The organism is Microbulbifer epialgicus, assembly GCF_041447265.1.
Lineage (GTDB): Bacteria > Pseudomonadota > Gammaproteobacteria > Pseudomonadales > Cellvibrionaceae > Microbulbifer > Microbulbifer epialgicus.
In genome coordinates, this window is sequence record NZ_JBGMEK010000003.1 from 142194 (window position 1) to 159662 (window position 17469).

17 protein-coding genes and 1 other RNA gene are annotated in these 17469 nt (G+C 53.7%); 8 read left to right on the top strand and 10 right to left on the bottom strand.

Annotated features, from left to right (window positions below; all coding sequences use genetic code 11):
* Positions 1-291 precede the first annotated feature (291 nt).
* Both ACCI49_RS02840 and ACCI49_RS02845 read right to left on the bottom strand, forming a co-directional pair.
* On the bottom strand, positions 292-2448 hold the full coding sequence (locus ACCI49_RS02840; protein WP_371837462.1) for a 3-hydroxyacyl-CoA dehydrogenase NAD-binding domain-containing protein: 2157 nt from the start codon (positions 2446-2448) through the stop codon (positions 292-294).
* An 11-nt stretch (positions 2449-2459) separates the two neighbouring features.
* Positions 2460-3668 carry an acetyl-CoA C-acetyltransferase gene (locus tag ACCI49_RS02845; protein ID WP_371837463.1) on the bottom strand — a complete coding sequence of 403 codons (1209 nt, stop codon included), beginning with the start codon at positions 3666-3668 and terminating at the stop codon, positions 2460-2462.
* A gap of 377 nt (positions 3669-4045) precedes the next feature.
* Here ACCI49_RS02845 and ACCI49_RS02850 point away from each other — a divergent pair, with 377 nt between their 5' ends.
* Complete coding sequence (locus tag ACCI49_RS02850) at positions 4046-5287, top strand: OmpA family protein (protein WP_371837464.1); 1242 nt, start codon at positions 4046-4048, stop codon at positions 5285-5287.
* A gap of 100 nt (positions 5288-5387) precedes the next feature.
* Here ACCI49_RS02850 and ACCI49_RS02855 read toward each other — a convergent pair whose 3' ends face one another.
* Positions 5388-6425, bottom strand: coding sequence for an AraC family transcriptional regulator (locus ACCI49_RS02855; RefSeq protein WP_371837465.1), 1038 nt, complete (start codon positions 6423-6425; stop codon positions 5388-5390).
* 399 nt (positions 6426-6824) lie between these two features.
* On the opposite strand from ACCI49_RS02855, the gene ACCI49_RS02860 reads away from it, so the two are divergent.
* A complete protein-coding gene (locus ACCI49_RS02860; protein ID WP_371837466.1) occupies positions 6825-7139 on the top strand; it encodes a helix-turn-helix domain-containing protein in 315 nt (104 codons plus the stop codon).
* Positions 7140-7191: 52 nt separating this feature from the next.
* Here ACCI49_RS02860 and ACCI49_RS02865 read toward each other — a convergent pair whose 3' ends face one another.
* The 3 genes from ACCI49_RS02865 to rpiA form a co-directional block, all read right to left on the bottom strand.
* Positions 7192-7569 carry a DUF4168 domain-containing protein gene (locus tag ACCI49_RS02865; RefSeq protein ID WP_371837467.1) on the bottom strand — a complete coding sequence of 126 codons (378 nt, stop codon included), beginning with the start codon at positions 7567-7569 and terminating at the stop codon, positions 7192-7194.
* A gap of 215 nt (positions 7570-7784) precedes the next feature.
* A complete protein-coding gene (locus tag ACCI49_RS02870) occupies positions 7785-8411 on the bottom strand; it encodes a transglycosylase SLT domain-containing protein (protein WP_371837468.1) in 627 nt (208 codons plus the stop codon).
* Between the two features lie 15 nt (positions 8412-8426).
* Positions 8427-9098 (bottom strand): ribose-5-phosphate isomerase RpiA, encoded by a 672-nt coding sequence (gene rpiA, locus ACCI49_RS02875; RefSeq protein WP_371837469.1) that lies wholly within the window; start codon positions 9096-9098, stop codon positions 8427-8429.
* Between the two features lie 213 nt (positions 9099-9311).
* Here rpiA and ilvA point away from each other — a divergent pair, with 213 nt between their 5' ends.
* Positions 9312-10826 carry a threonine ammonia-lyase, biosynthetic gene (gene ilvA, locus ACCI49_RS02880; RefSeq protein ID WP_371837470.1) on the top strand — a complete coding sequence of 505 codons (1515 nt, stop codon included), beginning with the start codon at positions 9312-9314 and terminating at the stop codon, positions 10824-10826.
* 244 nt (positions 10827-11070) lie between these two features.
* Entirely contained in the window at positions 11071-11208 is a 138-nt protein-coding gene (locus ACCI49_RS02885) for a hypothetical protein (protein ID WP_371837471.1), read from the top strand.
* A 94-nt stretch (positions 11209-11302) separates the two neighbouring features.
* Here ACCI49_RS02885 and ACCI49_RS02890 read toward each other — a convergent pair whose 3' ends face one another.
* The 4 genes from ACCI49_RS02890 to ACCI49_RS02905 all read right to left on the bottom strand — a co-directional run bounded on the left by ACCI49_RS02890 (position 11303) and on the right by ACCI49_RS02905 (position 12708).
* Positions 11303-11881 carry a 5-formyltetrahydrofolate cyclo-ligase gene (locus ACCI49_RS02890; RefSeq protein WP_371837472.1) on the bottom strand — a complete coding sequence of 193 codons (579 nt, stop codon included), beginning with the start codon at positions 11879-11881 and terminating at the stop codon, positions 11303-11305.
* Between the two features lie 27 nt (positions 11882-11908).
* A non-coding RNA gene (gene ssrS, locus ACCI49_RS02895) (6S RNA) lies at positions 11909-12089 on the bottom strand.
* Between the two features lie 86 nt (positions 12090-12175).
* A complete protein-coding gene (locus tag ACCI49_RS02900) occupies positions 12176-12505 on the bottom strand; it encodes a cell division protein ZapA (RefSeq protein WP_371837473.1) in 330 nt (109 codons plus the stop codon).
* Positions 12505-12708: a TIGR02449 family protein gene (locus ACCI49_RS02905; protein WP_371837474.1), complete on the bottom strand. Its 204-nt coding sequence runs from the start codon at positions 12706-12708 to the stop codon at positions 12505-12507. Before ACCI49_RS02905 ends, ACCI49_RS02900 begins: the two co-directional genes overlap by 1 nt.
* Before the next feature lie 207 nt (positions 12709-12915).
* Here ACCI49_RS02905 and ACCI49_RS02910 point away from each other — a divergent pair, with 207 nt between their 5' ends.
* From ACCI49_RS02910 to ACCI49_RS02925, 4 genes are all read left to right on the top strand, one after another.
* Positions 12916-13470, top strand: coding sequence for a UPF0149 family protein (locus tag ACCI49_RS02910; protein ID WP_371837475.1), 555 nt, complete (start codon positions 12916-12918; stop codon positions 13468-13470).
* Positions 13470-14819, top strand: a complete 1350-nt coding sequence (locus ACCI49_RS02915; protein WP_371837476.1) for an aminopeptidase P N-terminal domain-containing protein — start codon at positions 13470-13472, stop codon at positions 14817-14819. Before ACCI49_RS02910 ends, ACCI49_RS02915 begins: the two co-directional genes overlap by 1 nt.
* A 65-nt stretch (positions 14820-14884) precedes the next feature.
* Positions 14885-16126, top strand: a complete 1242-nt coding sequence (locus ACCI49_RS02920) for an FAD-dependent monooxygenase (protein WP_371837477.1) — start codon at positions 14885-14887, stop codon at positions 16124-16126.
* A gap of 40 nt (positions 16127-16166) precedes the next feature.
* On the top strand, positions 16167-17402 hold the full coding sequence (locus ACCI49_RS02925; RefSeq protein ID WP_371837478.1) for a UbiH/UbiF/VisC/COQ6 family ubiquinone biosynthesis hydroxylase: 1236 nt from the start codon (positions 16167-16169) through the stop codon (positions 17400-17402).
* Positions 17403-17469 lie beyond the last annotated feature (67 nt).

Here is a 17469-nt window from a genome sequence, read left to right on the forward strand (position 1 = left end):
TCAGATTCAGCACAAAAATCGTTTGTTTATTCTTTTTTTGATTGGCGAAATTTGGTTATCGAGCTGTTATTGATTTAGTAATGAAATAGGTGACCCCCCATCTCTTTCATTGTTACCTGTGAAAAACTGGCTTAGAAATGGAAGTTCACTGGTATCTCACGAGCTTGAGCCGGCCTGTGGCCGACGCCGGCACTTCCTTGTGCCGCAATAATCCCATACCTGTCAGTTTGCTAGGTTAATAATCCCGCGACTTAATGTGTGACGAGATTAATGAAGCTTTTTATCCAGGATTTACTCTTCATCCTCCAGGTTCTGCCTGGACTCCGCCAGCGTGATCAATATCGTCGGTGGGGTGAACCTTTCTCCATAGGACCGAGCAAGCTGCTGAGCGCGTTGTGCGAATTTCGTTACGCCATATTGGTTGATGTACTGCAGAGCGCCGCCGGTCCAGGGCGGGAAGCCGATACCAAAAATAGAACCAATATTCGCATCCCGCACACTGCGTAGTACTTTCTCTTCATAACAACGCAAACTCTCTATGGCCATGATAAACAGTAGGCGCTCTTTGACATCCTCAACCGATGGTTGCTCGGTAAGTGGAAACTCCTGCCCTAGTCCCTGCCATAGATGCTTTTTGCCGCCTTCAGGGTAGGAGTAAAAACCACCTCCGGCGGCTTTACCAGCGCGCCCCAGCTCCAGCATGTGGTCAATTGCCGATTCAGCAGGATGCGTGGACGCTTTTTTCCCCTCCTTTTGTAAATCATTAATCGTCTGTTGACGAATTCTTGCCATTAAAGCCAGGGAAACTTCATCGCTGACCGCCAAGGGACCCACTGGGAATCCGGCCAGGGAGGCGGCATTCTCGATAGTGGCGGGATTAACTCCCTCACTAAGCATGCCGATGCCTTCATTGGTAAAGCATCCGAATACCCTTGAGGTGAAAAAGCCGCGGCTGTCATTGACGACAATGGGTGTCTTGCCGATTTGCAGTACAAAGGAGAAGGCCTGAGCAAGGGTTTCTTCGCTGGTTTCCTCACCGCAGATGATTTCTACCAGGGGCATTTTGTCGGCGGGGGAAAAAAAGTGCATGCCGATAAAGTTTTTTGGTCGCGATGATGACTTTGCCAGACCAGTAATAGGTAGGGTTGAGGTATTGGATGCAAAAATTGCGCCGTCGCTCAATTGCTCTTCGGCCTCACTGGTGACACTGGCTTTTAGCTCCCGGTCCTCAAATACCGCCTCAATGACCAATTCGCAACCTGCAAGCTCAGCAGCACTGTCTGTGGGTAGAATTCTGGATAGAATTGTCTGCATGCGGGCTTCATCTGTGCGACCGCGCTGCAGGCGTTTTTGCAGGGACTTTTCCGCATAGCCCTTACCGTTCAACGCGGCCTCCATAGAGACATCTTTTAGGACCACCTCAACCCCTTTACTGGCACAGGCGTAGGCAATCGCTGAGCCCATCATGCCCGCACCAAGAATTCCGATCTTGCGTATTGGCTGGGTTTCCAGGTTGCGTGCGGCCTGAGGTAGGGAGGCACCGGCTTTTAGGTCATTGAGGGCAAACCAGAAGGTGCCGATCATATTCTTGGCTACCTGACCGCAGGTTAGCTCGACAAAGTGACGGGATTCTATGCGTGTGGCCGTTTCGAAATCCACTTGCGCACCTTCCACCACGGTAGCCAAAATTGCTTCAGGAGCCGGCAGGCAGCCGCGGGTTTTCTTTTCCAACATGGCAGTTGCGATCATCAGCAGCTGGGCGTTTTTAGGGTTCTTGGCATCCCCCCCAGGCATACGATAATCGGGTTGGTCCCAAGGCTGTAAAACCTGGGAGTCATTATTGGCTTGGATATAGGCCCGCGCTTTGTTGAGCAAGTCATCCATGTCATTGGCAGTTTGGTGAATCAGGCCCGCTTCTAAAGCCTGTTTTACACGTACCTGTTTGCCCTCAAGCAGGAAAGGCAGGGCATTCTGGATACCCAGCAGCCGCGGCATGCGTATACAACCACCACCGCCAGGCAACAGCCCTAGGGTGACTTCGGGTAAGCCAATTTTTACCGAGCTGTCATCCAGGGCGATGCGCTGATGGCAGCCGAGGGCAATTTCCCAACCTCCGCCCAGTGCGGTACCGTTAATTGCCGCCACGACCGGTTTGCCCTGGGTCTCCAGCCAGCGCAGCTGAGCCTTGAAAGATTCACACGAGGCAAAAAATGTTTCGGCATCGCTTTTTTTGGCTGCGTATAAGGACTTGAGATCGCCGCCGGCAAAAAATGTTTTTTTGGCCGAGCGCACAATAATACCGGTGTAGTCCTGCTGTTGAAGTTTTTCCACCACGGCCTGCAGGGAGTCGGTAAAGTCCTTGTCCATTACATTTGCCGAGGCATTGGGGTTGTCCATGATCAGGTGGACGATGTTGTCACTGTCTTTTTCGAGGCGAATAGATTTCATGATTTGTCCCCCTACACCCGTTCAATAATGGTTGCCACGCCCATGCCGCCACCTACACACAGGGTGACGAGGCCGTAGCGCTGTTGTCGCTGTTCCAGCTCATCCAGTACCGTGCCAATCAGCATGGCCCCGGTGGCTCCCAGAGGGTGTCCCATGGCGATTGAGCCGCCATTTACGTTGAGCTTCTGTGGGTCGATATCCAGTTCGTGCTGGAAGCGCAGTACCACCGACGCAAAGGCCTCGTTTACTTCGTACAGGTCGATGTCCTGAGCAGTGAGACCGGCGACTTTCAGGGCCTTGCGCGTAGCTGGGGCGGGTCCGGTCAGCATGATGGTAGGTTCCGTGCCGACCACGGCGGCAGAGATAATGCGTGCGCGGGGTGTTAGCCCCAGGTCGCGGCCCGCCTGTTCACTGCCAATCAGGATCGCGGCAGCGCCATCGACAATGCCTGAGGAATTGCCGGCGGTGTGCACATGCTCAATGGTTTCCACTTGTGGGTAGCGGGAAATGGCGATGCTGTCGAAACACAGGTCACCTATGCCGGCAAAGGAAGGGTTCAGGTTTGCCAGTCCCTCTAGGGAGGTATCCGGACGCACAAGCTGGTCCCTGTCCAGGATCAGCAGACCATTTTTGTCACGTACCGGAATAATCGAATTGGCAAAGGCGCCCCGTTTCCAGGCGGCTGTAGCCTTGCGCTGGGACTCCAGGGCAAAGTTATCCACATCCTCGCGAGTGAATCCGTCGAGCGTGGCGATCAGGTCAGCGCCGATGCCCTGGGGAACAAAACTGGTTTCAATGGCGGTTTCCGGGTCCTTGGCCCAGGCGCCGCCGTCACTGCCCATAGGGACGCGGGACATGGACTCCACTCCACCGGCCACCATCAGATGCTCCCAGCCTGAGCGCACCTTGGCTGCGGCCAAGTTGACCGCTTCGGCGCCGGAGGCACAGAAGCGGTTTAAGGTGACGCCACCAATATCCTGGTCCCAGTGCGCAGCGAGGGCGGCCACTTTGGCAATATTCGCCCCCTGATCGCCGAACGCGGTGACACAGCCCATGACGACGTCATCGACTTTGGCGGTATCCAGTTGAGTGCGTTTTTGCAATTCACGGAGTAAGTCGGTGAGTAGGGTGACAGGTTTAACTTCGTGCAGGGCTCCGTTGGATTTTCCTTTTCCCCGGGGGGTACGAATCGAATCGTAAATATAGGCTTCTGTGGGCACGGTCTTGGCCTCTCTTTATTTGGTTGCGGGTATAACCTTAGTGGTGTGCGTCGCAGGCGCAATGATGAAAGATGCCAGGGGCGATGACGTGGTGTCTGGCGTGATAATTCGATAAGTGAATTTATTTTCGATTAATTATTCCAAATCAAACTAACTCGGTGAATGGGCTGCCATACACTCAAAAAAGGCGCTTAATTTATTTTGTCGGCAATAGATGCTGGCAGATAAGTCTGCAATTTAGAGGGGAAACCCTTGACGGTGACAATTCGTTATAACCTTTGAAAGCTGAAAATATGCCACCGAGCTGTACAGTATTTGGGAATGATAAATCTGTATGAGCCATGAGTTGGGTGCAGGAAAATAAGTGAGGTTTGGCTATGTCGGAAAATTTACTGGAACTGGCGGCGAGTAAGCTGGGTGCCTCGGGTATTGGTGCACTGGCATCTGCACTCGACCTTCCAACAGAGCAAAGCCAGTCGGCAATAGATACCGGACTCGCATATTCCCTAGCCGGAATGCTGAATAAAGCCAGCAGTAAAACCGGCATGGGATATTTATTTAATATGGTTACCGATAGCGAGGCGCTGGACCTGTCAGCGCTGGCAGAAAACTTTTCTGATAAGGGCAAGCTCGATGCCATTTTGCAAGCAGGCGGGGGAATGCTGCAAAAGGTATTTGGTACTCGTGTTGATGAGGTGACAAAAATAGCTGCTACAGCACTTTCCAATGGCGATGGTAGCCGATTGCTTAAGCTTGCTCTGCCTATTGTTACATCACTACTGAGTGGTCAGGTTAAAGCGCACAAAATGGATGTCTCTGATCTCGCGTCATTCCTGATTGGTCAACGGGAGTTCCTCAAAGACAAAATTCCCGATGCGCTGCTGAAAGCCCTGGATGTACCGAGCTTCAACAAGCTGGGAGCATCACTGATCACTCACGGTCATGCCAAGCCCCAGGAACCGCGCCAGGAGGCCCTGCACGGAAATGGGGAAAAGCGTAAGCCAGTTAGTTTTAGCAGTTGGTTTTTTCCACTATTACTTGTGCTGGTGGCGCTCTATGCACTGAATATGTGTATGGATAAAGGCAAGCAAGAGGAGGCTGAGAAGGGGCCTTCCATGACTTCACAAGAGCAGGCTTTTATGGAGGCCCCCTCGGAACCGGTGGGAGATTCCCCTCTGGTGGGTGGTAATGCCCAAGAAGGCCTCGGACCGGATGATTTTTCCAGTAACCTGCGCGATTACCTCAAAAGTTTTTCTCGAGACCCCGATCGGGAATTTCCGATGCGAGTTAACTTTGAAGGGCGTTCGGCCAAGATATTGAATCCTTCCGCACCGGATATTGATGCCCTTGCAAAAATTATGCAGGAAAACCCCAAACTCACTATCGCTATTGAAGGTCATGTGAAAGGGCAGGGCAATGAAATCCAGGAACAGGAAATTTCGCAGGAGCGCGCAAATGTAGTGCGGGAAATACTCTTACAGAAGGGAATTGCAGCCAATCGGATCACTGCTACTGGAATGGGATCCGCGAAGGAAGTTCCGGAGGATGAAGCCGAGAAGAAAGAGCACAAACAGATAGAAAGTGAAAGGATTAGTGTGCGGGTAGTGAATTTACAGTAATTAAATATCTATTGACCGGCGTAACGCTGATAACAAACCCCGCTTATTTTTGCGGGGTTTGTTATGTGGGCGGCGAGGGCGTTCATTTATGTAAACGGATTTAGTCGTTACGGAACTTTTCGCGATAGGCTCCGGGAGCAAGGCCAGTCCACTTCTTAAATGCACGATTAAAGGCGCTGGGCTCGGAAAAACCGAGTCGCTCGGCAATTTCCGCTACTGCGGTCTCCTGCTGCTTCAGCTGATATACGGCCATATCTCGGCGTACAGAGTCTTTGATATCCTGCCAGCTGTTGCCCTCCTCCTTGAGTCTTCGGCGCAAGGTTTGTGGGGACGTGTACAGGCGTGCGGCAACATCGTCGAGGGAAAGGTTCTCGATGCTGTTTTGTTGCTGCAGCATGCGTCTGATACGACCGGTAAAACTGTGATCGGATTTGTATTGGGTCAGCAAGCACTCGGGAGCGCGGGACAGAAACTCCGCCAGTTGCTGTTCATCACGTACCAATGGCATTTGAAGATAGCGGGTGCTGAATACCAGGCAGGTTTCAACTTGGTTGAAGTAGTGACGACACGGGAACATATCACTGTAATCTTCATTGTAATCCGGCGGCGGGAAAGCCAGCAACACGCGCTCGAGCAGGATGGTGCGATCAATCAGCCAGCTGAAAAAACGTAACCAGATAACTGCAATGGATTCCACAAAGATCTGGTTGGGCAGCTTTTTATCATTACTGTGGTGAATGATCAGGCGGGCTTCCTCGCCATCCTCCACCAGCTTAATATGCAGATCGTCACTGACCATGCTGATAAAGCGCCCTGAGCGCAGTAGGGCGCGGCGCAGGTTTGGGCAGCTGATACAGGCGTGGCCCATCATTGCGAAAGTGCCCGGTAGCCAGGGGCGGGCCAAGAAGCCGCCCGACTCATCGTTCAGCAGGTCCCACTCCAGGCGCAACAGGCTGGCCATTTGTTCGCGGCCAATACGATTTTCGGGATCTTCGAATTGGGCGGCGTCTATGCCGCTGTCGCGCAGTAGCTGCAGGTAGTCCAGCCCCGCTGCCTGGGCACCCACCAATTGGGCGCGGACTACTGCCGCGGGGATGCCTGGACCCTCTTCGTGCAGTTTCGGAGTCTCGCTTTCCACTTTCTCAGCCCTCAACATTATTTTGTAAGCTGCGTGTATTTTCTCAAGTGCAAGCATGGATTATGCGCAAAGTGCGCGCGAAAGTCAGGTTTATACCTGGCGGGAGCTAAGAAAGGGAGAAGCTGGACGAGCAGTGAGGGTAAGCGGTTTGGGCAGAGAGGTCAGTGGTGGACGCTTCGCCAGCGTATAGTTAATTTCTGAATCTGATTGTTTTTTATCAATTTTTACAACTTATCCACAGTTGGGGGTTGGCGGCGGAGGCACTGCGTTCCCTCACAATTTTTATGCAAGGGACTTTTGAAAAGATCTGTGGCGAGAGAGCCTGAGCCCGTCTATTTACTAGACCTAAAGGTCATAGGGATTAACAATGAAGTCATATGCCAATGAAGGAGTGGCCAAATGCCGTCCGCATCTGTTGAGTGTCAGCTGAACCCGACAATCTGTCGGCGCATGTTGATCGCGTATTTAATTGAGCAGATACCCCGTCCGAATAACCCTGCGCTGGAGGAGGCGACCGGTTGGCCAAGGCGCACAGTACAGGACATTATTGCCAAGGGCTTGCCCGGCCATGGCACCAAGGTGGAATTTATCCAAGAGGGCGTGCGTCACAACGATGGCTACTATCTGCTGCGCGACTGGGGCTCTTTTGATAGCACCTGGGTAAAAAACAATTTGTCGTCTATTTGTCAGGTACTGGAAGTTTCATTGGATTAGCGCGGCACACCGGGTGCTTGTGGTGTACCGCCCATTTTTCTTCTCTTTTTTCTTATTGCGGTTTTGTGTGGGTTTGTTGCAGTATTTTGTTGACCTTTTCCAGCAGTGCCGGGTTGGATTTGATGTTATTGGCAATTTCCTGGTACTTGCTCTTCGACAATCCCGTTTTCTCAATTGCTGCGATCATTTTGCCCTGTGCTTCTTTGTTAAGGGCTTCGGCCTCCTTGATATCGGCGGCGGCCTTCAACTTGGGTGCGTATTCGCGGCTTAGCATAACGATAGCGCGGTAGGCATCGGCAAACTGCTTGAGCTGAGGCTCACTAACGGATGTCTTGGGTGCATTGGATTGGGGAGACGTGGGTTGCGCAGTGGCGAAGGGGATGGTGAGCAGCAGTGTGAACAAGGTAAGAAATTTGGCAAAGGGCTTCATCTGGCACTCCAGAAAGTCGGTGGACGCTTTTGCTTCACTGAGGGATCACCCAGCGTCACGTTAGGGTAAAGGGCGTTATATACGGAGCTCCATTGGAGCTGACAGGCTCCGGTGCCTTCAGCTCTTGGACATTAGTTTCAGGGTAGCCAGTTTCGGCGGGAGCGTGGCGCCTTTCCCCGCCAGTACCGTGAATTTTTGACCTCTGCGGATTAGGTTTAAAATAGCCCGAGGAATTTCTTGCGCTTCTTCAGGGACCTTTCACAGCTGTTGAGCTGCTGCTGGTAATGCTGCGCGCGTGCAGATACCTTATGTGAAACCTTCTTGAGCCAGGCCTTGTTTTTAAAGCTGCGCCGGTTAAAGCCGCCGTGCCCTTCATGGTAGGCCAAATACAGGTGGTAGCTATCTCTGGACTGGATTTGGCAGCGGCGTGCGCTGGTGTTGTTGTACCAGCCGACAAAGTCGATGGCGTCGCCAAAATCATCTCGGTCCGCACCATAGCTAAAAGTAGAGCGCTGATAGCCGCGCCAAGTACTGCCTAAGGCCTGAGCATAACCGTAAGCATCCGAGGGGCGCGGTCCTGGAATAAAGCCCAGTATTTTACTGCGCGGCGGACGCGCATCGTGCACAAAACGGGATTCCTGGTGCAGGATGGCCATCATAACAGCCACCGGGGAGCCCCATTTGTCCTCTGCCGCTTTGGCTTCGCCATACCAGCTTTTTTTCTCGCGGAAAATGGAGCAGATATTGTCGGGATTACTGGGTGGGCTTGTGGCACAGCCCGCGCACAGGATTACGGCGCCAAGTAGCGCCACCAGCATCCCCTTTTTATTATTTCGTCGCATAATTTTACTGCATAGTTAGGCGGTGATGGTTTTTACTCCGGTACTGGTGCCGAGTAGCAGCAAATCTGCCGGACGTTTAGCAAAGATGCCATTGGTAACCACACCGGTGATGTTGTTGATCGCCTCTTCCAGCGCGATAGGCTGCTCGATTTTCAGGTTGTACACATCGAGAATTGCATTGCCATTGTCAGTAATTACACCTTGGCGGTATACCGGGTCTCCCCCCAGCTTGACCAGCTCGCGGGCCACCAGGGAGCGAGCCATAGGAATCACTTCCACCGGCAGTGGGAAGCCGCCGAGTACTTTAACCGATTTGCTTTCGTCAGCAATACAGATGAACTCGTCGGAGCAGGCCGCGACAATTTTCTCCCGAGTTAGGGCCGCACCGCCGCCTTTGATTAACTCCAGAGCTGGGTTGGACTCGTCGGCACCATCCACATAAAACTGAATACTGTCCACGCTGTTTAGCTCGTAGACTGGAATACCGTGTGACTTGAGCCTTTGTGCAGAGGCCTCAGAGCTGGCAACTGTACCATCAAACCTGCCCTTGATCTCTGCAAGGTAGTCGATAAAGAAGTTTGCCGTAGAGCCCGTGCCAACACCGACAATGGCGTCGGCCTCAAGGCGCGGGGAAATATAGTCGATAGCGGCGCGTGCGGTGGCCTGCTTCAGTTCATCCTGGGTCATACTCTGGATAGTTTCCTGTGCAATTATTTCTACTTTATTTCCGTTTTTCGATAAAAAGAAGCGCAATAAAGCCAAATTAATGGCAATTGTGCTGATCAAGGATTAGACTGGCCTGCCGATATTGCGCATGCAGTAAGTGCTTTCCAGTGCACTGCTACTAGGCTTCCCTGAGTCGCGCATAGAAATTAACTGCAACGGCAGCCGATACACGCCATGCCCAAGTCCTATATCAAGCGCATTTTAGACGCGCGCATTTACGATGTCGCTACCGAGACGCCATTAGAGCCCATGCGCCAATTATCTCACCGGCTGGGTAACCGCATATTACTTAAGCGGGAAGACTTGCAGCCGGTGTTCTCTTTCAAAATACGTGGTGCTTACAATAAGCTGCTGCAGTTACCAGCAGCGCAGCGTGTGCGCGGGGTCATTGCTGCCTCTGCCGGTAATCATGCCCAGGGGTTGGCTTTGGGGGCGGCGCAGCTGGGGGTGCGCGCGACCATTGTGATGCCGAAGACCACTCCCCAGATCAAGGTCAATGCGGTACGTATGCGCGGGGCCGAAGTGATCTTGCACGGGGATACCTTTGACGAGGCAGCCTCGCGGGCGAGGGAGCTGGTCAAAGAGCGTGATCTGGTTTTCGTGCACCCTTATGACGATTCCGATGTGATTGCTGGCCAGGGCACTGTAGCTATGGAAATGCTGCGCCAACACTCCGCTAACCTGGAGGCAGTGTTTATTCCTGTAGGAGGTGGGGGGCTGGCTGCCGGTATGGCCGCCTACATTAAATATGTGCGGCCAGAAACCAAGGTCTATGCCGTTGAACCCGAAGATGCTGCCTGTTTAAAAGCTGCCCTCGAGAGTGGAGAGCGCGTTCGCCTATCCCAGGTGGGACTGTTTGCTGATGGTGTTGCCGTGGCACAAATTGGTGAGGAGACATTTCGTGTTTTGCGCGAGACCGTGGACGGTGTGATTACCGTGAGTACCGATGAGATATGTGCGGCAATCAAGGATATTTTTGAGGATACCCGTTCAATTGCCGAGCCCGCCGGTGCCGTGGGCCTTGCAGGATTGAAAAAGTTTATCGAACAAAGTGCATGTCGCAATGCTGCTCTCGCCACAGTCTGTAGTGGGGCCAATATCAACTTTGATCGGTTGCGTTATATCAGCGAGCGTACGGAAATCGGTGAGAAACGAGAGGCGGTGCTCGCCGTGCGCATACCTGAACTCCCGGGTAGTTACCTGCGTTTTTGCCGTGACTTGGGGGACCGCGCCATCACTGAGTTCAATTATCGCTATGCTGGCGATGATAAAGCACATATTTTTGTTGGTTTACAGGTAGCTGCCGATGAGGACCGGAGTCAACTGGTTGGCAGGCTAGAAGGAAGGGGCTACAGGGTAACCGACCTTACCGATAATGAGATGGCAAAGCTGCATATTCGCCACTTGGTGGGAGGTAGGGTAGCGGGATTGCGCAATGAGATCGTGTACCGCTTTGAATTTCCCGAGCGCCCCGGCGCTTTGCGGAAATTTCTCGAACATCTGGCAGGGCGCTGGAACATTACTTTGTTCCACTACCGCAATCATGGCGCTGCTAATGGACGGGTTCTAGTTGGATTACAGGTCGAACCTGAGGCTCGTGTAGAACTTCTGGAATTACTTGAGAGGTTGCAGTTTCCCTATTGGGAGGAAACAGAAAACCCCGCCTACCGTTTTTTCCTGGGGAGCTGAACCCAGAAAAAAGACTAGTTGAGTAAAGCGTCTCAGACTTTGCCGGCCGCGTAGACTGTAAATTCAGCTTTGTCGAACTCCTTTGCGTAATAATGCGACAAAAAACGCATAAAATATCTAATAACCAGTTACTATTCCGCCGAATCTTCAGTATCTTCTCTGATCGTGGAACTTTTGCTATGGCTCAGGTCATATGCGGGGCGAAACGTTTATAAAAAAAAATTGAATGTACAGGATGGTCCCAATGAAAGCCGATGCGCTGACAATCGCTGTGATTGTCTTTGTCGCGGGCGTTCTGTTGAGTACCAGTGGTCTGCCCGAGGTATTTGCCTCGGAACAGGAGCCACCGGCCGCTCTTCAACAGGGAGTGGTTACCCGTTAGGCTGATGCCGTGGGGGGCGCTCTGCCCAGGAACAAACAAAAAAGGTCGAACACTTTATGGTGTTCGGCCTTTTTTTGTTTTATGTCTTTTTATACTAACGACAGCGATAGATACGTTTTTCTGTCACCACCATATCCAGCGGTATATCCCAGTTATCTGTAGGTAAATGCTCAACACATTGTAACTGGTGGGCAGCGCCGATCAGCAGCGGGCCGCTACCCGGTAACAGCTGCTTATGCTCGAAAGTGCGATCGTAAAAACCTGCTCCCATTCCCAGGCGGGCGCCACCGGGGTCGAAAGCCACCAAAGGAACCAGTACTAGGTCCAATAACCTCGCTGCGCGACTGGAGCTGCGCACTGGTTCAGGAATTTGGAAACGGTTGCGAAATGGCAATCGCTTGCCGCCCCAGCGTTTAAAGCCCAGGTGTGGATGTGGCTCTACAGGCAATATTGGCAGGTAAAAGTGTTTTCTGGGGAAGCGCTGTATCAATTGACGAATATCCAGCTCTCCATCCATGGGCCAGTAAATACCGATATGGCTGGCGCGCTGCATCTGCGGAATCCTGCTCAGCAAGGTGATGGCTGCTCGACCGTGTAGGCGCTGCTGATAAGCATTGAGTTCCCGCCGCCCTGCGCGCATACGTCGACGCAGTTGCGTTTTATTTTCTCTCATCGATTGGGGAAATATTGGAAAAGAAATGGGAACCCCGAGTGTGCGGCTGTAGACGGAGCCTTGAACCGTAAGGTTCAAGGTGGCGGTGTCCGGGGTACATAAGGCTTTCCGCTGCATGGCGGACCTGCGCACCAGCACCCGCTGGAAACCACCGGGGTAGGATTATCGGCTCAAGGACATAGTCTGCTGGCCAACACCCCAGGGTATGAGGCAATTATAACTTGGACAGAGGGTTGCTGTTAACCGGAAATTAAAAAGGGACTGAATGCGCCCGGAAGGTATGGTCGCTTACCACTATGACTGTGCTTCCTGTTCCGAGTCTATTTCACCCAATGCGTTTTGTACCTTGTCCTTTAGGCGATCGAGCATTTCCTGTTGGAGTGGGATGCTGCTCAACTCCGCTTTGGCCTGGATGAGTTCGTGGGCAATATTCAGTGCTGCCATTACTGCAATACGCTCAATGCCAATAACCGTGCCAGAGGTGCGAATGCGCGACATTCGCTCGTGTAGCAGTCGGGCGGATGCCTGGAGACCGGCGCGCTCACTGTCCGCACAGGCGACGCGGTACTCTTTGCCCAGAATAGATACGGTGACGGTTTCAGATGTTGGTGCGGAGTCAGCCATCAGGAATCTTGCGTTAGCCCCTTGAGACGATTAATCATGGCTTCAACCCGTGAGCGGGCGGCCTCATTATTTTTTATTAGGCGCTGGCGTTCAAGCAGCCAGTCGGCTTCCTGCCGGCGCAGCTCACGATTGTCTTCGGCCAGCTGTTGGCAGCGGGCGATCAGTGAATCCACTGTGCTTTCTAACGCTTGCAGCTTATCCATATTTCCTGCGTTTGAGGTCGACGTTTGGGTTCGCAACACGACAGACGATGAGGGATTCCGCTACTATATTGCCGGCGAAATGGTGGGTCAATCGCTCCGCCTGCGCGGGCAATCACAAAATTGCCTCGAAAACACAAGTTCTTTACTTGCCGCTGCTGTTGCAATGCGATGAGTATATCCCGATCAAGAGAAAATATTGCGGTGACCATGACATCAGAAACTAATCGATTTGAGCTTCTCGCCAATGCCATGCTCTCTTCCGGCGGCCAGGCGGACCCCAGCGAGCTGCATGGCTTCATTTGCGGTGTTTTGGCGGCGGGCGCGGAGCCTGACAATGAACGCTGGCAGCGTGAATTAGCGGAGTTCCTTGATCTGGAGGCGGTACCGGCGGATTTAAATCGAGGTTTCCTGCAGTTGGCGGTAGAAAGCCGGAAGCAGCTGGGCGGCTCCGATTTTTCTTTTCGCTTAGTACTCTGCGACGATGACGATATTGTCGCGCGCACCCTGGCTCTGGGGCACTGGTGTGAAGGTTTTCTGCACGGATTTGGTATCGGTGGCGCCAAGGCAAAACTGCTGCCCACCAGTGAAGAGGCACTTAAAGACATAGGTGCGATTGCGCAGGTGGATGCTGATCACGTTGACGAGAGTGAGGAGGCGGAGCAACAGTTGCTGGAACTACAAGAGTATGTGCGCGTTGCGGTGCTCAATATCTTTACAGAGGTGCAAGGCAAACAAACCGATGACGGTCCCACTGTACACTAATGCCTACCCGAGAAAAAAGTGTAGTGATCAGCAAGGCAGAATATGCCCGCCGCCGCGCACGTCTGATGGCAGAATTGGCGCCGGGCAGTCTGGCAATCGTCTCATCCGCTGGTGAACAGCTGCGTTCCCGCGATACTTTTTTTCCCTTTCGCCAGGATAGTGATTTTCTCTACCTGACCGGTTTTGATGAACCCGAGGCGTTGCTGATGCTGGTGCCAGGCAGAGTTCATGGAGAAACTCTACTGTTTTGCCGGGAGCGCAATGCGGAAAAAGAAATGTGGGATGGGCCGCGCCTTGGCCCGGAGCGCGCTGTGCGGCAGTTCGGCCTGGCTGACGCTTTTCCGATCGGCGACCTCGACGATATTTTGCCCGGGCTGCTGGAAGGCCACGAGCGTATTTATTTTCCCATGGGGCGTTATGCTCATCTGGACAGGTGCATCCGCGGCTACTTGCAAAATATTGCCGAGGCGCCGGGTAGTAAAGGCGCCCCGGAAATGGTGGATCTGGACTACCAGTTACGTGAGCTTCGTCTAATAAAAAGTGCCCAGGAGTTGCGTCTGATGGCATCTGCTGCGGATATCAGTGCAGCTGCACATTGCCGTGCCATGATGCACTGCCAGCCCGGGCTCTATGAATACCAGTTAGAGGCCGTGCTACTGCACGCATTCGTTAACGCTGGCGCAAGGGAGACCGCCTATCCGACAATTGTTGGCAGCGGCCGCAATGCTCTCGTCATGCATTACTGCAGCAATAAGGCACAGATGAATGCTGGTGACTTGGTGCTTGTGGATGCGGGTTGTGAATATCGCGGCTATGTAGCAGATATCACAAGGACCTACCCGGTCAATGGACGATTTACCGGTGCACAAAAAGCACTGTACGAAATAGTACTAGCTGCGCAGCAGGCAGCAATTGATCAAGTAAAAGTGGGTAATCATTGGGATGACCCCCACAATGCTAGCGTGGAGGTGATTACCCAGGGGCTGGTGGATCTGGGATTGTTGCACGGGGATATACAAGATCTGATTGAATCGGCGGCCTACCAGCGTTTTTATATGCACCGGGTTGGCCACTGGTTGGGGATGGATGTACACGATGTCGGCGACTACCGGGTGCACGGCGTATGGCGCCAACTGGAGGCGGGCATGGTGATGACGGTTGAGCCCGGTATCTATGTGCCTGTTATTGATGAGCGAATACCGGCAGAGTTTCGCGGCATTGGGATTCGTATAGAAGATGATGTTGCCCTCACCGGTGAGGGTGTGCAGGTATTATCTAGCGCTGCGCCAAAATCTGTAAAAGACATCGAATACACCATGCGCCATGGGCGGGATTTACTGGCCCGTTAGATAAAACCAAATATATTTTGCCCGCAGGCCGGCGAGATCCGACTTGCGGGCTGGGGGAGAGCTTTATGAGTGAGCCTGTGCAGAAGGTCGATGTAGCCATCGTCGGTGGCGGCATGGCCGGTGCCAGCCTGGCGTTGATGCTGACCCACTTCTGCCCGCAACTCAGTGTTGCGCTACTGGAACAGAGGGCGCTACCGGATGCCTCAGCCAGTGTGCAACTGCCCAGCTTTGACACCCGAGCAACAGCGATAGCTGCAGGAAGCTTACAGTTATTCCAGCAGTTGGGTCTTTGGCCTGCTTTGCGTGAATACAGCGCGCCTATTCAAAGCATCCAGGTAAGTGACAAGGGGCACTCCTTGGGTGTCTCACTCAGTGCCCGTGAACAGGAGCGGGTGAGTTTTGAAGGTATGCTCGGGGTGGTGATCGAGAATGCCGCGCTGGGCCCTATTCTGCATCGGGCTCTGGCTGAAACACCGGTCAAAATATTGGCCCCGGCCAGGGTGTCTTCAGTACATATGGAGGCTGCTGGCGCAATGCTGCGCTGGAGTGCCGGTGAGCAGAGCCCGGAGTACTGTCTGACTAGCGGGTTACTAGTTGTTGCTGACGGGGTCGGCTCTCCGCTTTGTCGTCAGCTGGGCATAGAATTTGACACAATAAAGTACCAACAGAGGGCTCTAGTCACTACTGTTGGACTACAGCGCGACCACGGTGGTGTTGCTTTTGAACGATTTACCAATTCCGGTCCCATGGCCCTGCTGCCATTGCCAAGTAGGGAAGGTCAGCACCGCGCTGCCTTGGTATGGGCCTGTCCCGACAAAGAGGCTGAGGCGTTGTGTGCAATGCCAGAAGATGAGCGCCTGCGACGGCTACAGAAAAGTTTTGGTTGGCGCGCGGGGCGCTTTGTGCGGGCGGGGGCCTTACAAGGCCACCCCTTAAGTTTGTCACTGGCGCGGGAACAATGGCGGCGCAATGTAGTATTGATCGGCAATTGCGCACACTTCCTGCACCCGGTGGCTGGGCAGGGATTCAATTTGACTCTACGTGACTGCTATACCCTGGCGCAGGCACTAACGGGTGAGCAGCCGGTTCAGGGTTCACAGGCACAGCTCAAGCGCTTGCAGACCTATGGTCGTAACCGCAGCTTCGACCAACAGCTGACAGTGGGCTTCAGCGACCGCATCCCGGCGCTATTCACTTCGGGTAACCCGATTCAACAATTTGTGCGCCAAATGGGGATGCTTGGCCTTACACTGGTACCGCCACTACGGGCGCAATTTGTCAGTCAGGCGGCGGGATTTGGGCTTTAACGGTGCCCCATCGACGGCACAACAGCGGGATTGGCTTGGTATGAATAGACACCGTTTGGATTTCGCCATTGTTGGCGCAGGTATGGTGGGCATGGCTCAGGCCGCACTGCTGGCAGTGCGTCACCCTGGGATGCGCCTAGCCCTTTTGGAGGCCTCGGCAGAGGCTGCGCCAGAGCTTTCCCCAGATTATGAACCCCGCGTCGTGGCATTGACCCAGGCTTCACGGGAACTGCTTGAAGAGGTAGGTGCCTGGGTAGAGATCTCCGGGCGTCGTGCCTGCCCTTACGTAGAGATGCGGGTTTGGGATGCCGATGGTACTGGGTCTGTTCGCTTTAACAGCCGCGATGTGCAGTTGCCCAACCTCGGTCATATTGTAGAAAATAATGTGATTATCGCTGCTTTGCGGGCGCGACTCGAAGCTTTACCAAATGTGGAGCTGGTTAATGGATTCCGCTTGGAGAGCTGGTGGCGCGACTGCGGCCTCTGGCATCTTCAGCCGCGCGGCGACCAGCGGGATGCGGTGGAAGGCCTGCACGATCAGGCGGAGATAGTGCGCACGCGCCTGTTGATTGGCGCTGACGGTGCCCGCTCGAAGGTGCGTGACCTGTTACGCATTCGCTGCCAGGATACGAATTATCACCAGACCGCCTTGGTTTGCGTGGCCCGCTGTGAAAAGTCCCACCGCCACACTGCCTGGCAGCGCTTCTTGCAGAGTGGGCCCTTGGCCTTTCTGCCCTTAGCCGGCCTCGGCGATGAGAATCACTGTGCCGTGGTTTGGTCTGCAGATGATCCACTTGCTCGGGAGTTGCTAATGCTGGATGACCAGGCTTTTGCGCTGAATCTGGAAAAGGCTTTCGAGAGCCGCCTCGGTAAGGTGGAATCGGTCAGTGAGCGTTTTTCTTTTCCTCTGCGCGCACGCCATGCGGAGCGCTACCATGGGCCTGGAGCTGCCCTGGTTGGGGATGCCGCACACAGTATCCATCCTTTGGCGGGGCAGGGCGTTAACCTGGGCTTGCAGGATGTGCGCGTGCTCGCCGACGAAATTGACCGCGCCCTGTCCCGTGGTCTGGAGCCGGCACACGCCTCGGTATTGGCGCGCTATGAGCGCCGCCGTCGCGGAGATAACGCCGCAACGCTCAAGGCCATGAGCGCCTTTAAATCCCTCTTTGGGGCGGGTGACCTACACTGGCGCTGGTTGCGCAATACCGGCTTAAGTATGGTGGAAGCTAGCCCCATGTTAAAAAAACGTATTATCCTACGGGCTATGGCAGTGTAGCGGGAGCTTGTCTATAAAGCGCCGATTTGTGTTGGCCGGTTCCTTTCAGGGAGCCGGCGGGCGCTGA